The sequence below is a fragment of the Ornithinibacillus bavariensis genome (assembly GCF_050433565.1).
Taxonomy (GTDB): Bacteria; Bacillota; Bacilli; order Bacillales; family Amphibacillaceae; genus Ornithinibacillus; species Ornithinibacillus bavariensis.
Genome location: NZ_JBNPWZ010000006.1, coordinates 102,194 through 120,942, shown reverse-complemented (window position 1 = coordinate 120,942; position 18,749 = coordinate 102,194). Strand labels below are relative to the sequence as shown.

The following is an 18,749-nucleotide window of genomic DNA, read 5'->3' as shown; positions in this document are numbered from 1 at the left end:
GTAGGGCAGAAGGGAATATCCTAACTTAATAAAGTGTTTACTTAAGTGCTGGATTTTTGTTCGTAAGGCCTATTGACCAGTGTGGTCTAAAATGCTACGATGAAATCGACCGATGTGGTCTAACAGTTTAACTATACTACTGAATCCAAGGGAGGGATTGGAAATTAATCAATCATTTTATAACCTCGATATAGATAAACAAAAAAGAATTATAGAAGCAGCATTAAAGGAATTTGCAGAGAATGGATATGAGAAAGCCTCGACAAACCAAATAGTAAAAAATGCTGGAATAGGAAAAGGAATGCTTTTCTATTATTTCAACAGTAAGGAGGATCTGTATCTCTTTCTAATTAATTACTGCTTGGATATCACGATGGATGAGTTTTTTCAGCGTATCGATACAAATGAACCTGATTTTGTAGAGAGACTAAAGCAGATAGCAGAAGTAAAAGCAAAATATCATCTCAAAAATCCTTATGTACTTAACTTCTTAGGTAGCTTTATTTTAAATGAAGCATTAGAGGTTCCAAAGGCATATAGGAAGCGATATGAGGAATTATTAGCTCTTAGTAACTTGAAGCTATTTGAAAATATTGATAAGACCCTATTTCGTAAAGACGTTGATACAGATAAAGCATTGAAATTAATACAATGGTCTATTGAAGGCTATCAAAATGAATTAATCAATCAGTTAAAAAATCAAAATCTATCCACCATTAATTTCGATCCTTATTGGGCTGAGTTTTATGGCTATTTAGAGGTCCTTAAGACGGTATATTACCAAAAAGAGGAGGGGGCAAAATGAGTGTCCTACAAGTGAGTGAATTAACAAAAAGGTTTGGTAAGTTCACGGCATTAAATGGTATTAACCTAGAGGTGAGAGAGGGAGAGGTATTTGGTTTTATTGGGCCAAATGGTGCTGGAAAGTCAACAACGATTCGTATATTACTTGGGATTCTGAAGGCAACAGCAGGAGAGGCGAAAATCTTCGGTAAGGACGCTTGGGCAGATGCAGTTGAAATCCACAAGCGTATTTCCTACGTACCAGGTGATGTTAATTTGTGGCCAAATTTAACTGGTGGAGAAGTTATTGATTTGTTTGTAAAGCTGCGGGGCGGAAATAACACAAATAGGCGTGAGGAATTAATTAAACGATTTGATTTAGATCCATCCAAAAAATGTCGCACGTACTCGAAAGGAAACAGGCAAAAGGTTGCACTAGTTGCTGCTTTTTCATCAGATGCTGATCTATATATCCTTGATGAACCAACTTCTGGTCTTGACCCTTTAATGGAGCAGGTTTTCCAACAATGTGTGATGGAGCAGAAACAATCAGGAAAAAGTATTCTTCTATCCAGTCATATTTTATCTGAGGTTGAAAAGTTATGCGACCGGGTCGGTATTATTCGTCAAGGAAAGATAATTGAAACGGGTACATTAAGTGAGTTACGTCATTTGACGCGAATTAATTTGCTAGTGAAAACAAAGGAGCAAATTACAGACCTCCATGTGTTAAAAGGCATTCATGAAATAAATGAACGAGAGGGAGTGCTTTCCTTCCAAGTGGATACGGAAGAATTAGATGTAGTAATGAAACATATTAGTCAATTTGGAGTGGTTAAACTGGAAAGCACACCACCAACTCTGGAAGATCTTTTCATGCGTCATTATGAAGGGAAAGCGGGAGCAGGGGGGAGGTCCTAATGGCTAGTCAAATAAATAAAGGTATCGGAACGCTCTCAAAATTTATCATTAGGAGAGACCGAATTAGGATTCCTTTATGGTTAGTCGGAATCAGTTTCTTTACGTTTATCGTACCTATATCATTTACTGAATTATATGGTTCACAAGAACAGCGAGATACATTGGCACAAACGATGGAAAATCCGGCCATGACTGCAATGCTTGGTCCTGCTGATTTGTCGAACTATACGATTGGTGTTATGACAGCACATGAGATGTTGCTTTTTACAGCTATGGCAGTTGGATTGATGAGTACTTTACTCGTAACACGACATACCCGTGGGGATGAAGAAAATGGTCGTATAGAGATGATTCGTTCCTTACGAATTGGGCGGTTGTCGTATCTAAATGCAACCTTACTTGTTTATAGCCTTATAAATATACTATTAGCGCTTATCGTTGGCTTTGGACTTTATGGCTTTCAAATTGAAAGTATGGATTTAGAAGGGTCATTGTTATATGGAGTGACTCTAGGGACAACAGGTCTATTTTTTGCAGGTGTTACAGCATTTTTTGGTCAACTATCAGAAAGCTCGCGTGGAACGATTGGCCTCTCCATTGGTTTTCTTCTCGTTGCCTATATTGTACGTGCAGTTGGGGATGTAGGTAATGAAGCGTTAAGTTGGATTTCACCATTTGGTTGGATAACGAAAACACAAATCTATGACGAGAATAATTGGTGGCCAATGGCTTTAATGCTTGTTGTATCTATGATTCTATTTATCGTAGCAAATTATTTAAATAGTAACCGAGATTTAGAGGCAGGGTTATTACCGTCAAAGCCTGGTAGAAATAGTGCCTCTGTTTTTTTACAGAGTACGATTGGTTTAAGTTTTAGGCTCCAACGAACAGCAATTCTATCATGGGCAATAGGGATGTTTGTATTAGGTGTTACCTACGGATCTATTTTAGGGGATATAGATTCATTTTTTGAAGGAAATGATGTGTTGGAGCAGTTATTCGCATCCGAAGAAGGCAATTCGGTAACTACTCAATTTGTATCCATGATTATCATGGTAATGGCAATTCTTGCAACAGTTTCTCTAGTAATGACAGTGAATAAACTATATGGTGAGGAGAAAAAAGGCCGTATAGAACATATACTAGGAAGGGCTGTTTCCAGAACGCGACTGATGGGGAGCTTCCTTGTCATTTCTATTATCAATGGATTTGTCATGATATCTCTCGCTGCAATTGGCTTATGGCTGGCAGGAGTATCCACAATGGAGGAGCCTTATCAATTCGAAACAATTTACGGATGGGGCATTATTTATTATCCAGCAATGCTTGTCATGATTAGTGTTGCTGTCTTATTAATAGGAATTAGACCAAAAATAACCAGTATCAACTGGATGTATATTGTTTATTCCTTCTTTGTTCTATATATGGGAGGGTTATTCCAGCTTCCTGAATGGCTTAGTAAGCTTACTCCATTTGGCCATATTCCGCAAATCCAGCTGGAGGATATGACATGGGTACCAATCCTTATATTGGTAACTATCGCTATTGTTTTAACCATGGTTGGTTTTATTGGATATAATAGAAGGGATATTGGAAGGTAGCGATCAGTAGAAATAGGAAAGGGGAGATGCCCTTTCCTATTTTAATATATAAAATAATATTCGTTATTCCTACCAAACACCTAACACATCTAACATAACTGCAATAATTAATATTGGTGCTACATACCGGATTAGGATAAACCATAGTTGAAATATGAATTGACTAATATTGCTTCCACGTTTTATTTCCTCATATAGAGCTGACTTCTTCATTTTAAAGGAAACAAATACCGCCATTAACAATGATCCTAAAGGCATTAAAATATTACTCACAGTGAAATCAGCAAGGTCAAAAAAGGATTTATTAAAAATAGTAAAATCATTTAATAGACCATATGACAATGCAGAAGGAATGCCAAATATAAAAATAGCGATACCAATTATCCAGGCAGCTTTACTTCGCTTCGCTTGATCCCCCTTCGCTATGACAGAAACAATAATTTCAAGCATTGAAAAGGCTGATGTCAGTGCCGCAAATAAAAAAATGATAAGAAAAGCTACAAAAAATGCCATTCCAAATGGTAACTGACTAAAAATCGTTGGCAGTACATGGAATAGAAGTACGGGCCCTGCATCTGGAGAAAGACCAAAGGAAAATACGGCAGGAAAAATAGCTAATCCGGCCAACAACACAATGGCGATGTTCATGCCTACAATTGAAAAAGCAGATTTAGGCAGGCTTTGATGTTTCGGTAAATAGGCGCTGTATGTAATCATAACAGAAACACCTATGCTCAGAGTGAAAAAGGACTGGCCCATTGCTTCCAGAATAGTTTTAGACGTAACTTTGGAAAAGTCAGGTTCAAGTAAAAAAGCAATTCCGGTTGAAGCACCATCTAATGTGACCGAACGAATTACTAAAATGATAAATAGAATCGCTAAAGCAGGCATCATAATACTACTTGCCCGTTCAATCCCCTTTTGAAGTCCTTTTGCGACAACAATGATAGTGAGTAAAATAAACACCAGTTGTACCACTAAACTAGTAACAGGATTTGCAATAGTTTGTTCGAACAAGGATGCATATTGCTGACTATCAAGACCGTTCAGCCCACCAGTAATTGCCTTTAAGAGGTAGCTGATAATCCAGCCGCCAATCACACTGTAAAACGACAATAAAATAAAACAGGTTATCACACCAAGTATTCCTATGTAATACCATTTCGTTCCAGGGGCTATTCGTTTAAAGGAAGAAATGGCATCTCGCTGTGCACTTCTACCAATCGTAAATTCCGCTAAAAGAAGGGGTAGCCCAAGAATAATGGTAAATAAAATAAAGATAATTAAAAAAGCCCCTCCACCATTTTGACCAGCGATATATGGAAACTTCCAAATTGCTCCTAAGCCAATGGCAGATCCTGCTGCAGTTAAAATAAAACCCAATCTAGTAGTAAATTGTTCTTGCTGTTCCAATATACGATTCCTCCTGAAGTAATTAATGTTTCCAATTGTCTATGATAATGGGGGATTTTGTCAATAGGAAATTTGATGAAATATCTGGGGAACCTGATTTTTCTATATTCAATAATCTTGTTCAAAACAAGAATAAATAGCAATTTGGAATAGTAAATGCCAAAAACTCTAATAACTAATGATATCAGGAAGTAAACGTCAGAATAGGGGGAATCTAGTTGAGAGAACATTTAATAGCCATGTTAGAAAGTCGTAAGGATGAAATAATAAATATTCGCCGTTATCTACATGAGTATCCAGAACTGTCATTTTATGAAAAAAATACTAGTCAATACATAGAAGAATTTTATAAGGGAAAGGATGCTGAAATACAAACAAATGTCGGTGGCGGCTATGGGATTATTGTTACCATTAAAGGTGGAAAGCTTGGGAAAACAATTGGACTACGAGCAGATTTTGATGCACTTCCGATTCAAGAGGAGACAGAGGTACCCTTTAAATCGAAAGTCCCTGGAGTCATGCATGCATGTGCACATGATGGTCATACGGCCTATTTAATGGTTCTTGCAGATTGCTTAATCCAATTAAAGGATGAAATTCCTGGCACGATAAAAATTATTCATCAACCTGCTGAAGAAGTACCACCAGGTGGTGCGATTGGAATGATTGAGTCTGGCTTGTTAGATGATCTCGATGATATTTTTGGTATTCATCTTTTACCAATGGGGCCAGCAGGCGTGGTTGGGTACAACAGTGGTTATGTCTTTCCAGGTCGGGCATATTTTAAGTTGAAGGTGCAAGGCTTAGGGGGCCATGGTTCCTCACCTCACTTAGCGAATGATGCTATTGTAGCGGGGGCGTATTTTGTAACAGCAATTCAAACCGTAGTAAGTAGACGGTTAAACCCGTTTGACATGGGGGTCGTAACAATAGGTTCCTTTGATGGGAAGGGTACATTTAATGTGATTAAAGATCGTGTGGAACTTGAAGGTGATGTTCGGGCAATGACGGAAGAAACAAGGGCGTTAATTGAAAGTGAAATTCGTCGGATTGCTAGAGGTGTTGAAGAGGAATTTGATGTGAAATGTGATTTAACCTATGAACCAGATTATCCGCCTTTGTATAATAATCCGGGATTAACAGATATGGTTGCTGCAGCTTTAAAAAGTGCAAACGACAAAGATATCACCGAAGTTAAGGAATTCCCACCACTATCGCCGTCTGAAGACTTTGCCCATTATGCAAATAGGTTTCCTGCTTGCTTTTTCTATATTTGTTGTACACCAAAGGGTGTAGAGAAGCCATATTTTAATCATCATCCTAAATTTGATATCAATGAAGATGCTCTCTTAGTGGCGGCGATAGCAGTTGGAATAGTTGTTTGTAGTTATTATGGTATTGATTAGTGGTTACGTAATAAATGTTGGAGTGCATCTTGAGATCAAACATATTTTAAAAAAATCTAGTGTACAACAGCTTTTTTCAAAATAGGGAGTTGCTAATATGCAAATGGATTATTTCATCTTAATTGCCATGTGGATAATTGGCATTATCGGATTTATTGTATTCATTCCACGTAAAGAGAAGCGAAAGGGCATTTTAGTATTCATGATATTTCAAGCAATTATTTGGCTCTGTGATATGTTTTCTTTTTCCAATAACTTGTTAAGTGCACCTGTACGATTTTTTCCGAAAGCGACAGATCTCACGGTTACAATAAATTATTTATTTTATCCTATGTTGTTCTCGTTGTATTACGTCCATATGAAAGCAAATGGCAGTTTAAAATATAGAATTACATATTTTTTAATCTGGGTTTCATCTGTCACTTTATTCGATATGTTAATTGAAAGACATACTAATTTATTGGAATATGATAGGATAACATCTTTTGGGATGTGGGTTTATAATGGGTTCATCTTTTTCATGAGTCAAATGTGCTGTAGTTGGTTCTATAGAGGAAGAAAATAATTGCTCCATAAGGGTTGTGTGTTTAATGATAATTGAGTGGTGGATATTAATAGTTGCCTATACTTTGGCCACTAGTGTACTTTTCTTTATCCCAAAAGGTAAATACCGACTTGCTATCGTTGCTTTTTTGTTTAACCAGGCGATTACTTTTTTGGTTGGGCTTTTGGTTGTAGATCTGGGGATGATTGAGTATCCTGTTCGTTTATTTGCTTCAATTAATCGAACGAGCTTTACGTTTGAATACTACATCTTTCCAATCATATGTGCTGCATTTAATGTATGGTACCCTAATGGTTCCAATCGTTTCATTCAATTAGGTTATTATGTTAGCTATTGCTCCTTCATGACTATTATCGAGGGTTTATTAGAAAGAAATACCGAACTAATTAAATATACCCATTGGGAGTGGTATTATACTTGGATTACATTATTTCTATCCTTCTTCTTCGTTCGCATCATTTGTGTTTGGTATTTCTCTGAAAAGAAGCTTACTTCATAACTAAGAATGTATGGTATGATGTACTCTAATAAAAGAAACTGTGAAATAATAATAGTCTAAAAAATAAATAGAAGACTTCTTATACATGAGACTGGTTTGATGAAACGAAGGGGGAATCATACACATGACAACTACAAGGAGAAGGGTTGTTGGAATAGCATTAATAACCGCGGTGGCAGTAATGGGGGATGCCATGCTTTTTATTGTTCTTCCATTATATTGGCAGGACTTTGGCATGACGGCTCTTTGGCAGGTGGGTATCCTATTATCTATCAACCGGTTCATTCGATTACCAATTACTCCTTTGGTTGGGCTGTTTTATAAACGATATCAAATGCGTACAGGAGTCTTTATAGCGGTTGTATTAGCTGTCATCACTACTGCTTCGTATGGGATTGTTAATCAATTTTGGCTATTGCTTGTGATGCGTGCTTTATGGGGTGTAGCTTGGTCTTTTCTCCGTTTGGGGGGATTTTTAACCGTAATCGATGTTACTAGTGACAGCAATCGTGGACAGTTTGTTGGCGTATATAATGGATTATGGGGACTTGGAGGGTTAGCAGGAATGCTAGCCGGAGGAATTTTGGTTGATCAAACATCTGTCACGTTTGTTACCATGCTGTTTGCAATCATTGCGTTAATCACAATACCTTTTGTTTGGTATTTAGTCCCTGCTTCCAAAAATGAAGAGCAAGAGGAAAAGATTAACCAAACTGTAACAAAGCCATGGCTAACACCGTATATTCAAATGGTGCTAGCAACAGGGATAGCATTAGGATTTATCGTGTCCGGATTATTTGCTTCGACCCTAAGCCCTTTAATCGAACGCTCCCATGTAACGGAATGGAGCTTTTCACATATAACCATTGGAGCAGCAACTCTTGCAGGATTCGTTCAAGCAATTCGCTGGGGATGGGATCCATTTCTTGCACCTTTACTTGGAAAAATGCTAGATTCCTTACAGTCTTTACATAGAGTTATACTTATCCCATTAATTGGTGGTGGGGTTTTATTTCTTTTATTAGGTAGTGTCCAATCTATAATCTGGTTATTAATTACACTATTACTATTTCAGCTTATATCGACAATGTTCACGACTACAACAGATACGCTAGCTACTAGTGCGGCATCCAGGTCTGACCATGTAAAAGTCATGACAGCACATACCCTAGCTGTAGATGTCGGCGCCGCTCTTGGGCCACTCGCCTCTTTTGTCTTATTAGAGTTTTATAGTTTATCAGCAGTCTATTATGTTGCAGGAAGCTTAATGCTCCTATTGGGAGTTGGTTGGATCTTTTTTAAGAGAGTGGAGAGCTAGAGTCATAGATTGATATTATTGTCCCCCGGTTCTTCCTAGTTGGGACCGGGTAGCTTCATGCAAAGCAGTTATTGCTTCGCGAATAACTGTGCTCGGGCGAGAGCCAGTGAGCAAAGCGGTTATTGTCTCTCGAAAACGTGCATGGGCGAGAACCAGTAGCCAAAGCCACTATTGCATCCCGAAAATCGGTGCTCTTATGAAAAATGGTACCTAAAGCGGCTATTGCTCCCCGAAAATCCGTGCCCGGACAAAAAACGGTAGCCAAAGCTACTATTGCGACCCGAAAATCCGTGCACGAACGAAAAACGGTAAACAAAGCCGCTATTGGCTCCCAAAAATCTATGCTCGGACGAAAAACGGTCCCCAAAGCCGCTATTGGCTCCCGAAAATCGGTACTCGAACGAAAAACGGTAAACAAAGCCCGCTATTGGTTCCCCAATATCCGTGCTAGGACGAAAAACGGTAAACAAAGCAGCTATTGGCTCCTGAAAATTGGTGCACGGACGAAAAACGGTCCCCAAAGCTACTATTGTGTCCTGAAAATCTGTTCTCGGACAAAAAACGGTAGCCAAAGCTACTATTGGTTCCCGAAAATCCGTGCCCGGACAAAAAACGGTACCTAAAGCCGCTATTGGCTCCCGAAAATCGGTACTCGAACGAAAAACGGTACCTAAAGCCGCTATTGGTTCCCGAAAATCCGTGCACGAACGAAAAACGGTAAACAAAGCAGCTATTGCCACCCGAAAATCCGTGCCCGGACAAAAAACGGTAAACAAAGCCGCTATTGGTTCCCGAAAATCGGTACTCGAACGAAAAACGGTAAACAAAGCCGCTATTGCCACCAAAAATCCGTCCCCAGACAAGAAACACCAACCAAAGCACCTATTTCATCCCACGAACCTCAGCGACCAATAGATCAACATGGTAGCTCCCCTAAACTTCCATTGTTATTTTATTTCACTAGAGTCTACATAATAAATAGACTTTGCATGCCCTAATTGAGTGAAATTATTTGCTAGTACTCTACGAATAGTTTTTCTAGAATCGATAATCTGACACCAATCATAAATTATTTTAGTGGTTATTTTTTTATCAGGGAACAGAGTTTTAAACTGTCGTGTGGACCTTAAAATGGCGGCGTCTATATGCTCATGATAATTGCAGTGCATACAAATTAACTGTCTTTTTATAATTTTTATTTCAAATGAGCTACAGGCACTACATGTAATTCCCTTCTTTACGTCCTCATAGGTGTATGTGGGTATTTTTGTATATGGAGATTTATCTTTGCGAAGTGTGGCAATTAATTTAGCTAGTTTATGGTTACTACTAGTGGATTGGTGTGCTGTCTTTAACTGAGTCAAATAACGTTTTAACTGGGTTGGTAGTATTATTGGTAGATTTGTCGTGGCATGGAATAGTGTAAACTCCAGGTTAATGAAGATAATATACGATTCAATAGGGATACGGAATCCGTAATGTTGGAGTAGCTGGCGGAGTAACGATTCACATCTGGTTAGCTGTAGAAGCGGGTTTTTAATTTCTTTGTTCGATATGGTATACCATATTTCATTTTCAATATAATAATCTCCTTCATAATTTTTAATCTCAAACAAATAGATCTTGTTGCGGAAGATAATTAATGTGTCAATTTGAAAGGTAGCATTATTCCATTCAAGAATAACATCGTTTAAGATTGTCCAAGTCTCAGCCTGGTCACTAAGCAATTTGACAAATAGTTGTTCTCCCTTATAACCCTTTAGCAGGTTCGAATAGTATAGTCTATCTCCCTCTGAAAGATTAAAGCGGGCTTCTAAATACTGAAAAATATTTATTTCCTCTGGTTTTGTCATTATCATCCACTTCCTCACATCCTTTCATAGTCTTATAGTATACTATAGGAAAAATTATCCAATTATTCAAGACAGAATAGAAATAACATCCTGACTCGGGTCCTTTGGGAATCACCTCAAGAATTTTTCCAGAATGGGGTTAGACTACAATCTAATCGCATGTGATTAGCAATCCTTTTGGAATAATAAAGGTACAACTTGTAAAATTGAAATAGCGTTACTTATATAGATCACCCTAAAACAAACTGCATCGGATTAGGAGAAAGAATGAGGAACAAATGGTAAAATTAATATAGCGTTACCTATATAAAGCACCCTAAACAAACTGCATCGGATTAGGAGAAAGAATGAGGTACAACTGGTAAAATTAAAATAGCGTTACTTATATAGATCACCCTAAACAAACTGCATCGGATTAGGAGAAAGAATGAGGCACAATATGGTAAAAGAAAACGTAAAACAAGATAACTACAAAGTATTTTCCCTAGTAAGCAATTATTTAAATAATGCGCCTGATTATGTTGAAAAAGAGGAAATCGAGGAGCTTGTTGAAAGTGGTATCTCCTATGAATATGCTTTTTCGATTATATTAGCTGCTGCGTTTGGACTGGATATAGTAGATAATACAGCAGACAGGGAGCTATTTAACCAGTACTTTCTGCAGATGATTCATCATCTTGATGGAGGTACATATTCTAGTAACCCATATTACAAAAATATCAAGCTACCTACTATAAAAATCGGTAATAGTGAATTAAAATATGAAAAATATAAACCATTTGAGGCTTTTGTTTGTGATGATATTATCCAAACGAAAGAAGGTAGACAAATACCGCAAATTGGATTTTTTGATAGGGAATTTATTTACCCCGCGGTTCTGGAACGTAACCGTATTTGGATGACTGTTACTCCAAATGAAATAGAGACGATACAAGAAGCGGTTGATCAAGCATTCGGCCATGTTCTGACATATGGTTTGGGACTTGGTTATTATGCTTATATGGTATCTGAAAAAGAGAGAGTCAAAACCGTCACCATTGTGGAGAAAAATGAGGATGTTATTCAGTTATTTAAACAATATATACTACCACAGTTTGATAATGCAGAGAAAATTACTATTATAAAAGCGGATGCCTTTGAATTTGCTGAGGAAAAAATGCCTATGAATAATTATGATTTTGTATTTACAGATTTATGGCATGATGTTTCAGATGGACTGGATATGTATTTAAGAATGAAAGAATTTGAAAAAAATTGTCCGGGTACCGTATTTATGTACTGGATTGAACAATCGATTACATGTTATTTATAAAAAGCCAAGCTTCATGGAAGTTTGGTTTTTTCTATTTAATAATAAAGTCACAATTCTTTCAAACTTACCTGAATAAATAAGAATATTTAGGTGTTATACTTGTGTTAGATTGTTAAATTGAAACAAATTTCCTCAAACTATAACAAAGGGGTGAATCTATGCTGCCGGTTGAAAGGCAAAATAAAATAAGAGCATTAATTTATTCGAAAAAGGCGATGAGAATTAGTGAATTAAGTGAAAAGCTAGGAGTCTCAGAAATGACGGTCTATCGTGACATTAAGCCTTTATTGGAAGAGGGGCTGATTATCAAGACCTTTGGTGGGATCTCCCTCATCGAAAAAGAGGATAATCGTTTGCCTGACCAGGGGATATGTACGTATTGTCAGAAGCCAGTTAATGCAAAGATGGCATATCGGCTAATCTTGGAAAATGACCAAATTGAGACTGCTTGCTGTGCACACTGTGGTCTACTAAGACATCGACAATTAGGTAACGGAGTACTGCAGGCAATTTGTCATGATTTTTTCCTAAATACAACGATAAGTGCACCATTAACTTGGTATATAATGGATACTACTTTAAATATTGCCTGTTGTCAGCCACAAGTTTTAACCTTTGGAAACCTAGAACATGCCGAGAAGTTTGTAAAAGGATTTGGTGGTAAGATTTATGGATTTCAAGAGGCTATGGAAGTCATTGCCGATAAAATGCTCGGGACTTATGGATGTCATAATCACAGCTAAAATACCAGAATGGAGGAAAGAAAATGAAACGAAAAATTTGGATTGGATTAATCGTAATTGTGTTAGGGTTGTTATCAGCATGTGGAAATTCTGAAAAAGAGACCGAGAGTGAACCAGAAGAACTGCACGTATTACGTGTTGATTTTGATCTTCCGGAGCATGCAGAAGTAAATGAAACAGTACTACTAAAAGCAGTTGTTTCGTATGGTGAAGAAGCAGTTAAAGATGCTAATGAGGTTCAATTTGAATATTGGGAACAAGGAAAGGAAAAGGATAGTAAGACTATCAATGCAAAAAATAATGCAGATGGTACATATACTGCCGAAGTGACTTTTGATAAGGACGGCATTTATGAAATCTATGCACATACAACAGCAAGAGACATGCATTCCATGCCAAAAAAATCGATTACAGTTGGTAATGGTGCAGCAGCCACGCATGATGAGGGTCATGAGGAAGGGCATGAGCACTCAAGTACAGAAGGTTTTTCTATGCATTTTGAAAAACCGGATAGTGTAAAACAGAACCAAAAAGTGCCATTAACAGTTCATCTGCAATTAGGTGATCAACCTCTTGTAGCTGCAAATGTACGTTATGAAATATACCAGGATGGTTCTGAAAAGCATGATTGGGTCGATGCAAAAGAAGCTAAATCTGGTGAATATAGTAGTGCACACTCGTTTACAGAGACAGGTAAATACACGATTGTAATCCATGTCACAAATGATGATGGATTACATGAACATCAGGAGCAGGAAATAGAAGTAGTTAAGTAAGGATAACATTAACAAGTACATTCGCCTAACATAGAGCATACAATAATTTAGAAAATCTATGAGAGGATGGAGAAAATGTACTATGTTCCGATGATGTATCCGAATACAGCTCTATACTATGACCCTGCGTATTATCCTATGCAGACGCCTTACTGGCAGGTTCCTGACACACGTTGGGGCTATTGGCAAACAGAGAAGTTGAAGGCTAGGGTACCATTGAAAGACCATGGTCCAGGACCATTTGTTGTGGATATTAACGCAGCAAGTAAACAAAATAAAAATTATCGTACTACCTTATGGACTGGTAAACACCTACAGGTAACATTGATGAGTATAAATGTCGGTGAGGATATAGGATTAGAGATTCACCCAAATACAGATCAATTTCTTCGCATTGAGCAAGGGCAAGGTATTGTTCAAATGGGGAAAGAGGAGAATAAGCTAGATTTTGAACGAAGATTACGGGATGACACGGCTATAATGGTACCAGCAGGGACCTGGCATAATGTCATCAATACAGGAAATATACCGTTAAAGCTTTATTCCATCTATGCTCCTCCACATCACCCTCATGGAACAGTCCATACGACCAAAGCACAAGCAATGGAGGAAGGAGATTAAGTTGGGAAAGCGCAATTCTTTGGGATTGCGCTTTTTTGATGCCTTTTCATAAGAAAAGCAAAGCTACCACTATCTGTAAAAGTGGACTATAATATAGTCAAAACAGTAGATGAAAAAGGAAGTGCATCCATGAAGAAAAAAGTTTACTTGAACCACGATGGTGGAGTAGATGATTTAGTATCATTATTTCTATTGCTACAAATGGATGATGTTGATTTAATTGGGGTGGGTGTCATTCCTGCAGACTGTTATCTAGAACCAGCAGTTTCTGCAAGTAGAAAAATTATCGATCGTTTTGGCAAGGGTCGAAGAATTGAGGTTTCTGCTTCCAATTCACGTGGAAAAAATCCATTTCCTAAAGATTGGCGAATGCATGCATTTGTGGTGGATGCTTTGCCGATATTAAATGAGCACTTACCGGTCAAAACACCGTTATCTGATCTACCAGCTCACAAGCATTTAATTGAGTCACTTCGTAATAGCACAGAAAAAATAACCTTAGTCTTCGTCGGTCCTCTGACAGATTTAGCTAGAGCATTAGAAGAAGCACCTGACATTCAAGGGAAAATTGAAAAATTAGCTTGGATGGGTGGCACATTCTTAGAAATGGGTAATGTCGAGGAGCCTGAGCATGATGGAACAGCAGAATGGAATGCTTTTTGGGACCCAGAGGCTGTAAAGGCTGTGTGGGACTCGAATATTCAAATAGATCTAGTGGCATTAGAGAGTACGAATATGGTTCCACTAACATTGGATGTGAGAAATCACTGGGCTTCTGAGCGGAAATATGAAGGTGTAGATTTTCTTGGGCAAAGCTATGCTGTTGTACCGCCTTTAGTTCATTTCCAAACAAATTCTACTTATTTCCTTTGGGATGTATTAACAACTGCTACTGTTGGCAGAGATGATTTAGTTAAGAAAAAAGAGGTCAAAAGCATTGTCTATAAGGATGGACCTAGTCAAGGTAAAACAGAGCTGTCTGAAAGTGGACGAGCAGTTCAATTGGTTTATGAGGCAGACAGAGATGCCTTCTTCACTTACATCACGGAATTAGCTAAACAGGCATAGGAGGAATACAAAATGAGAAGAATTATTATTGATACGGACACAGCAGGTGATGATACAATTGCCATTCTAACGGCACTTCATCATTTTAAAGTTGAAGGAGTAACCATTACTGGTGGAAATGTAGATTTTGATCAAGAGGTAGAGAACGCATTGTATACAATCCAGGTTTTTAATCCGGATTATCATGTGCCAGTTTTTAAAGGATATGAGGGTCCAATCCTTGGAACACAGGAAGGGCATGTAACAGTAGAGGATGTCCATGGAAAAGACGGAATGGGGGATTCATTCTTTGAAAAAGCTAAGCAACGACCAGAGGACAAGCATGCGATTGATTTTATTATTGAAACGGTAAAAGCAAACCCCGGAGAGATAGAGCTATTAGCTATTGCGCCATTAACGAATATTGCGATGGCGATGAAGAAGGACCCTACAATTGTGAAGGATATTCCACATATTTATATCATGGGAGGTACGAACAATTCCCTCGGTAATATTACGGCAGCTGCAGAGTATAATTTTTATGTGGATCCGGAAGCAGCTAAAATCGTTTTACATTCTGGTATTCCAATTACAATGGTCGGCTGGGATATGTGTACAAGGTACTCTGTTATGGCAGATGAGGACCATCAGGAGATTGAAAAGCTAGGAACAGAGCGCTCGAAATTTTTCATGGATATAAATCGTGTTGTACTGAAATTTAACCGTGAAGTACATAAGATTAATGGAACAACACATCCAGATACATTATTAGTTGCGATTGCAGCGAATGAGGAATTAATGACAAAGTCAACGATGTACTATGTCGATGTAGAAACAAAAGGCGAGATCACGAGAGGTTATAATATGGTAGATATCAATAATCGGAGTGGGAAGAATCCTAATGTGAGGGTTTGTGAAGCTGTGGATCGTGATGTATTCAAAGCCGACCTGTTAGCGGTTCTGCGAGGAAAATAAAATAAATAAACAGAAATTAGAAAAGATATTATATTTGCAAATAGAATAAAAAAATAGCCTTGGAAGGCACATTCTAATAATAAGGATGTGCCTTATAACACTTTCTTCCTATCTTTTTGAATTATATTTATCATTTCTTCAAAGTCATTTTTTTATCTATGACATCATCCCGTAACTAATCCCTTACTTCATTCAACATCCTCTTTGGCATCGTTATTCTGTAGTAATTGCCAATTTTCGTGACCTTTCATTTAGCTCTATCCAATTATATTACCTATTTCAAGTGATTATAACAGCTATATTCCCTGAATATTTTTCAATATAGGAATTATTTCCCAAGTATGATAAAATTCAAAACATATCAATAATAAAAGGGGAATTAGGTTGGAAAACGTTATTGAAGTGAAGGATCTTACACGTGTATATAAGCTAAAAGAGGGGAATAAGCTTGCACTTGATCATATTTCCTTTGATGTGAAACGAGGAGAGGTATTTGGTCTCTTAGGTCCGAACGGTGCAGGTAAGACTACGACGATTAAAATACTTACGACATTATTACTTCCAACAAGGCGATGTAAAGGTATTAGGTTACGATGTCGTCAGTGAAAGTCAAAAAATTAGAAACCAAATTAATTTTGTATATGGTGGAGAGCGAGGCGTTTATGGTCGGCTAACGGGAAAGGAATATTTATATTATTTTTGTACGCTTTATAAGGTAAAGAGGAAGGAACAACCCGCATTAATTGATAAACTACTAGATTTAGTCTCCTTAAAGGAAGCAGAAAACCAGAAAATCCATACCTTTTCCAAAGGAATGATTCAACGATTACATATTGCTAGATGCTTAATTAATGAGCCGAAAATCCTGTTTTTGGATGAGCCTACTATCGGTCTTGATCCGGTTGGAGCAAGATTATTACGAGACTTAGTCAGAGAACTTTCTGAACAAGGGATAACAGTAATTTTAACAACCAATTACATGCAAGAAGCAGATGATTTATGTGACCGCATAGCTTTTATTCGCGATGGGAAAATCAGCATCATTGGTGAACCAAGTCATATTAAGGAGAGCTGTAATCATTTGAACCTGTATGAGGCGATATTGAGCACGTAACATTTAGAGAAGCTGAAAGCGGATCAAACCTTTAAGAATGTAGAGGAAGAAGTTTTAAAGGGATCCTTTGTTCATATTAAATTCGAAATGAAAATTTCTAGTGAGGATGAGGCAACTAGTTATTTGGAACAATTTGGTCAGGTGCTTAAACTTAGTAAGAGAGAGATATCGTTAGAGGATGCCTATATTTATCTAATGGAGGATGTAGGTTAAGATGCTAAATTTATTCGTCCAAGAGATAAAATACTTTACAAATTTTCATAACAAAATGTACCAATTTCTACTTTTCTTCCAGCCTTTAGTATTTCTAACGATTGTATATTTTCTACAGCAGATTAGGGGAGATGTAAATACAGACCGCTTTGTAGTAGCTTCGGCATTAATTAGTATGTGGAGCTATGTATTATATTCCTCGGGTTCTGCATTAGTCTCTTTACGATGGAGTGACACATTAAAGCTTGTTATTGCGGCACCAACCTCACTGTTTCAAGTCATTATCTCAAAGGCATTTAGTAATTCCATGATTGCACTAATTACGATGGTGTTAAGCTTCGTATATGCCAGATTTATTTTTGGTTTTTCCATTACTATTTCAAATTATTTCTGGTTTTTTTCTTCTGTCATTGTGCTTATTATTTCTTTATGTGTAGTGGGAATCATTTTAGCAATAGTTTTTGCGGTATTTCAAAATGTGTTTGATTTTCAAAATTTAATTCTGACACCAATTATTTTAATGTGTGGGGTATTTATTCCAGTTGAGCAATTGCCTAATGTTATCCAATTTGTTTCATATGGTATACCGATGACCTGGGGAATAAAAGCTGTCTATGAAGCAATTGAGGTAAATGAAATGATGTATACGACCATGATAATTTCACTAGGTATAAGTTTCATCTATTTATTATTAGCTGCATTTGTTATTCGAAAAATGGAAATGGTCTTACGTAGACATGGAAAGTTAGGTGCAATGTGATGTTTTGGATACATAAATACGGATTTACTAACCTATCCTATAAAGCACTATATTCCTTTCAATCATTAAAGCTGTTTATTTTGTTTCGCATTGTTGATCCTTTTATGAACTATTTGTTTTATGCAACATTAGTCAGTGCCATGATTGGGTCGGACTATTTAAGCTTTGTAGTCATTGGAAATATTGCTAGCTATACATGTCATACAATTATGATAAACTTTATGACAATGTTCCGATTTGAGAGAAGGTATGGGACGCTAGAGTTAAATATCGCTTCTCCTTCACCGACACTGTGGATTATTATTCGAAAAGCGATTGTACCATTGTTCGATGGAATGTTTGTTTTTACCGTCGGTTTACTAATCGGCTGGCTCATATTTGATATTCCATTACCTTTAGACCAAATTGGAAATATTCTGGTGTTATTTATTGTCACCCTGTTTTCGGTGTTAGCTTTTTCATTATTATTCGCTTGCCTTAGTCTATTATTTGCTAATGTTAACCTGTTTTTAAACCTAGCATTGGCAGTCTTTCAAGTATTCTGTGGGGTAAACTTCTCGGTTACACTGCTTCCAAACAGCCTGGAATTTATCGCAAGAATGCTACCATTAACCCATAGCATTGAGGCACTACGTTCCATTTATGGAATCGAGTCGTATTCGGTATACCCTTTATTAGGAAAAGAGCTAATTATCGGTATCTGTTATTTATTGGTTTCGTTAGTGTTTGCGACAATGATGGAAAAGGTTGCTAGGAAAAATGGTGCATTATTAAAGAGTGTTTAGAATATGGCGGTGGGATAGGCTATTCCCACTGCCATATTGTATTT

At 37.3% G+C, this 18,749-nt stretch carries 17 protein-coding genes and 1 pseudogene; 16 read left to right on the top strand and 2 right to left on the bottom strand.

What is annotated here, in order from left to right; genetic code table 11:
- Positions 1-157: 157 nt before the first annotated feature.
- The 3 genes from HNR27_RS12000 to HNR27_RS11990 are packed head-to-tail and all read left to right on the top strand — an operon-like array spanning position 158 to position 3,305.
- A complete protein-coding gene (locus tag HNR27_RS12000; RefSeq protein WP_429339907.1) occupies positions 158-805 on the top strand; it encodes a TetR/AcrR family transcriptional regulator in 648 nt (215 codons plus the stop codon).
- Positions 802-1,704, top strand: coding sequence for an ABC transporter ATP-binding protein (locus HNR27_RS11995; protein WP_429339906.1), 903 nt, complete (start codon positions 802-804; stop codon positions 1,702-1,704). Before HNR27_RS12000 ends, HNR27_RS11995 begins: the two co-directional genes overlap by 4 nt.
- Complete coding sequence (locus HNR27_RS11990; protein WP_429339905.1) at positions 1,704-3,305, top strand: ABC transporter permease; 1,602 nt, start codon at positions 1,704-1,706, stop codon at positions 3,303-3,305. Before HNR27_RS11995 ends, HNR27_RS11990 begins: the two co-directional genes overlap by 1 nt.
- Before the next feature lie 69 nt (positions 3,306-3,374).
- Here HNR27_RS11990 and HNR27_RS11985 read toward each other — a convergent pair whose 3' ends face one another.
- On the bottom strand, positions 3,375-4,718 hold the full coding sequence (locus HNR27_RS11985; RefSeq protein ID WP_212920830.1) for a sodium-dependent transporter: 1,344 nt from the start codon (positions 4,716-4,718) through the stop codon (positions 3,375-3,377).
- 218 nt (positions 4,719-4,936) lie between these two features.
- On the opposite strand from HNR27_RS11985, the gene HNR27_RS11980 reads away from it, so the two are divergent.
- The 4 genes from HNR27_RS11980 (at position 4,937) to HNR27_RS11965 (ending at position 8,506) form a co-directional block, all read left to right on the top strand.
- Entirely contained in the window at positions 4,937-6,124 is a 1,188-nt protein-coding gene (locus tag HNR27_RS11980; protein ID WP_429339904.1) for an amidohydrolase, read from the top strand.
- Positions 6,125-6,221: 97 nt separating this feature from the next.
- Positions 6,222-6,689 carry a CBO0543 family protein gene (locus tag HNR27_RS11975; RefSeq protein WP_212920828.1) on the top strand — a complete coding sequence of 156 codons (468 nt, stop codon included), beginning with the start codon at positions 6,222-6,224 and terminating at the stop codon, positions 6,687-6,689.
- 25 nt (positions 6,690-6,714) lie between these two features.
- Positions 6,715-7,188: a CBO0543 family protein gene (locus HNR27_RS11970; protein WP_429339903.1), complete on the top strand. Its 474-nt coding sequence runs from the start codon at positions 6,715-6,717 to the stop codon at positions 7,186-7,188.
- A 124-nt stretch (positions 7,189-7,312) separates the two neighbouring features.
- Positions 7,313-8,506 carry an MFS transporter gene (locus HNR27_RS11965; RefSeq protein ID WP_429339902.1) on the top strand — a complete coding sequence of 398 codons (1,194 nt, stop codon included), beginning with the start codon at positions 7,313-7,315 and terminating at the stop codon, positions 8,504-8,506.
- 947 nt (positions 8,507-9,453) lie between these two features.
- On the opposite strand, the gene HNR27_RS11960 is transcribed toward HNR27_RS11965, so the two are convergent.
- Positions 9,454-10,359 (bottom strand): nuclease-related domain-containing protein, encoded by a 906-nt coding sequence (locus HNR27_RS11960; RefSeq protein ID WP_429339901.1) that lies wholly within the window; start codon positions 10,357-10,359, stop codon positions 9,454-9,456.
- A 439-nt stretch (positions 10,360-10,798) separates the two neighbouring features.
- On the opposite strand from HNR27_RS11960, the gene HNR27_RS11955 reads away from it, so the two are divergent.
- From HNR27_RS11955 to HNR27_RS11915, 9 genes and pseudogenes are all read left to right on the top strand, one after another.
- Complete coding sequence (locus tag HNR27_RS11955) at positions 10,799-11,671, top strand: hypothetical protein (RefSeq protein ID WP_429339900.1); 873 nt, start codon at positions 10,799-10,801, stop codon at positions 11,669-11,671.
- 158 nt (positions 11,672-11,829) lie between these two features.
- Positions 11,830-12,414 carry a DeoR family transcriptional regulator gene (locus HNR27_RS11950; protein ID WP_212920823.1) on the top strand — a complete coding sequence of 195 codons (585 nt, stop codon included), beginning with the start codon at positions 11,830-11,832 and terminating at the stop codon, positions 12,412-12,414.
- Positions 12,415-12,437: 23 nt separating this feature from the next.
- Complete coding sequence (locus HNR27_RS11945) at positions 12,438-13,190, top strand: FixH family protein (RefSeq protein ID WP_429339899.1); 753 nt, start codon at positions 12,438-12,440, stop codon at positions 13,188-13,190.
- Positions 13,191-13,265: 75 nt separating this feature from the next.
- Positions 13,266-13,811 carry a cupin domain-containing protein gene (locus HNR27_RS11940; protein WP_212920821.1) on the top strand — a complete coding sequence of 182 codons (546 nt, stop codon included), beginning with the start codon at positions 13,266-13,268 and terminating at the stop codon, positions 13,809-13,811.
- Between the two features lie 129 nt (positions 13,812-13,940).
- The gene (locus HNR27_RS11935; RefSeq protein WP_212920820.1) at positions 13,941-14,879 is read left to right on the top strand and encodes a nucleoside hydrolase; all 939 of its coding nucleotides are present in this window, start codon (positions 13,941-13,943) and stop codon (positions 14,877-14,879) included.
- A 12-nt stretch (positions 14,880-14,891) separates the two neighbouring features.
- Positions 14,892-15,833 carry a nucleoside hydrolase gene (locus HNR27_RS11930; RefSeq protein ID WP_212920819.1) on the top strand — a complete coding sequence of 314 codons (942 nt, stop codon included), beginning with the start codon at positions 14,892-14,894 and terminating at the stop codon, positions 15,831-15,833.
- Positions 15,834-16,235: 402 nt separating this feature from the next.
- Positions 16,236-16,947: pseudogene (locus HNR27_RS11925) on the top strand (ABC transporter ATP-binding protein).
- A gap of 214 nt (positions 16,948-17,161) precedes the next feature.
- Entirely contained in the window at positions 17,162-17,920 is a 759-nt protein-coding gene (locus tag HNR27_RS11920; RefSeq protein ID WP_212920817.1) for an ABC transporter permease, read from the top strand.
- A complete protein-coding gene (locus tag HNR27_RS11915) occupies positions 17,920-18,705 on the top strand; it encodes an ABC transporter permease (protein WP_212920816.1) in 786 nt (261 codons plus the stop codon). The genes HNR27_RS11920 and HNR27_RS11915 overlap by 1 nt, the downstream gene beginning before the upstream one ends.
- The last annotated feature ends 44 nt before the right edge of the window (positions 18,706-18,749 follow it).

Coding starts and splice junctions, on each gene's coding strand:
- HNR27_RS11995 (WP_429339906.1), top strand. CDS start 802: ATGAGTGTCCTACAAGTGAGTGAATTAACAAAAAGGTTTGGTAAGTTC.
- HNR27_RS11990 (WP_429339905.1), top strand. CDS start 1,704: ATGGCTAGTCAAATAAATAAAGGTATCGGAACGCTCTCAAAATTTATC.
- HNR27_RS11975 (WP_212920828.1), top strand. CDS start 6,222: ATGCAAATGGATTATTTCATCTTAATTGCCATGTGGATAATTGGCATT.
- HNR27_RS11970 (WP_429339903.1), top strand. CDS start 6,715: ATGATAATTGAGTGGTGGATATTAATAGTTGCCTATACTTTGGCCACT.
- HNR27_RS11965 (WP_429339902.1), top strand. CDS start 7,313: ATGACAACTACAAGGAGAAGGGTTGTTGGAATAGCATTAATAACCGCG.
- HNR27_RS11960 (WP_429339901.1), bottom strand. CDS start 10,359: ATGACAAAACCAGAGGAAATAAATATTTTTCAGTATTTAGAAGCCCGC.
- HNR27_RS11955 (WP_429339900.1), top strand. CDS start 10,799: ATGGTAAAAGAAAACGTAAAACAAGATAACTACAAAGTATTTTCCCTA.
- HNR27_RS11950 (WP_212920823.1), top strand. CDS start 11,830: ATGCTGCCGGTTGAAAGGCAAAATAAAATAAGAGCATTAATTTATTCG.
- HNR27_RS11945 (WP_429339899.1), top strand. CDS start 12,438: ATGAAACGAAAAATTTGGATTGGATTAATCGTAATTGTGTTAGGGTTG.
- HNR27_RS11940 (WP_212920821.1), top strand. CDS start 13,266: ATGTACTATGTTCCGATGATGTATCCGAATACAGCTCTATACTATGAC.
- HNR27_RS11935 (WP_212920820.1), top strand. CDS start 13,941: ATGAAGAAAAAAGTTTACTTGAACCACGATGGTGGAGTAGATGATTTA.
- HNR27_RS11930 (WP_212920819.1), top strand. CDS start 14,892: ATGAGAAGAATTATTATTGATACGGACACAGCAGGTGATGATACAATT.
- HNR27_RS11920 (WP_212920817.1), top strand. CDS start 17,162: ATGCTAAATTTATTCGTCCAAGAGATAAAATACTTTACAAATTTTCAT.
- HNR27_RS11915 (WP_212920816.1), top strand. CDS start 17,920: ATGTTTTGGATACATAAATACGGATTTACTAACCTATCCTATAAAGCA.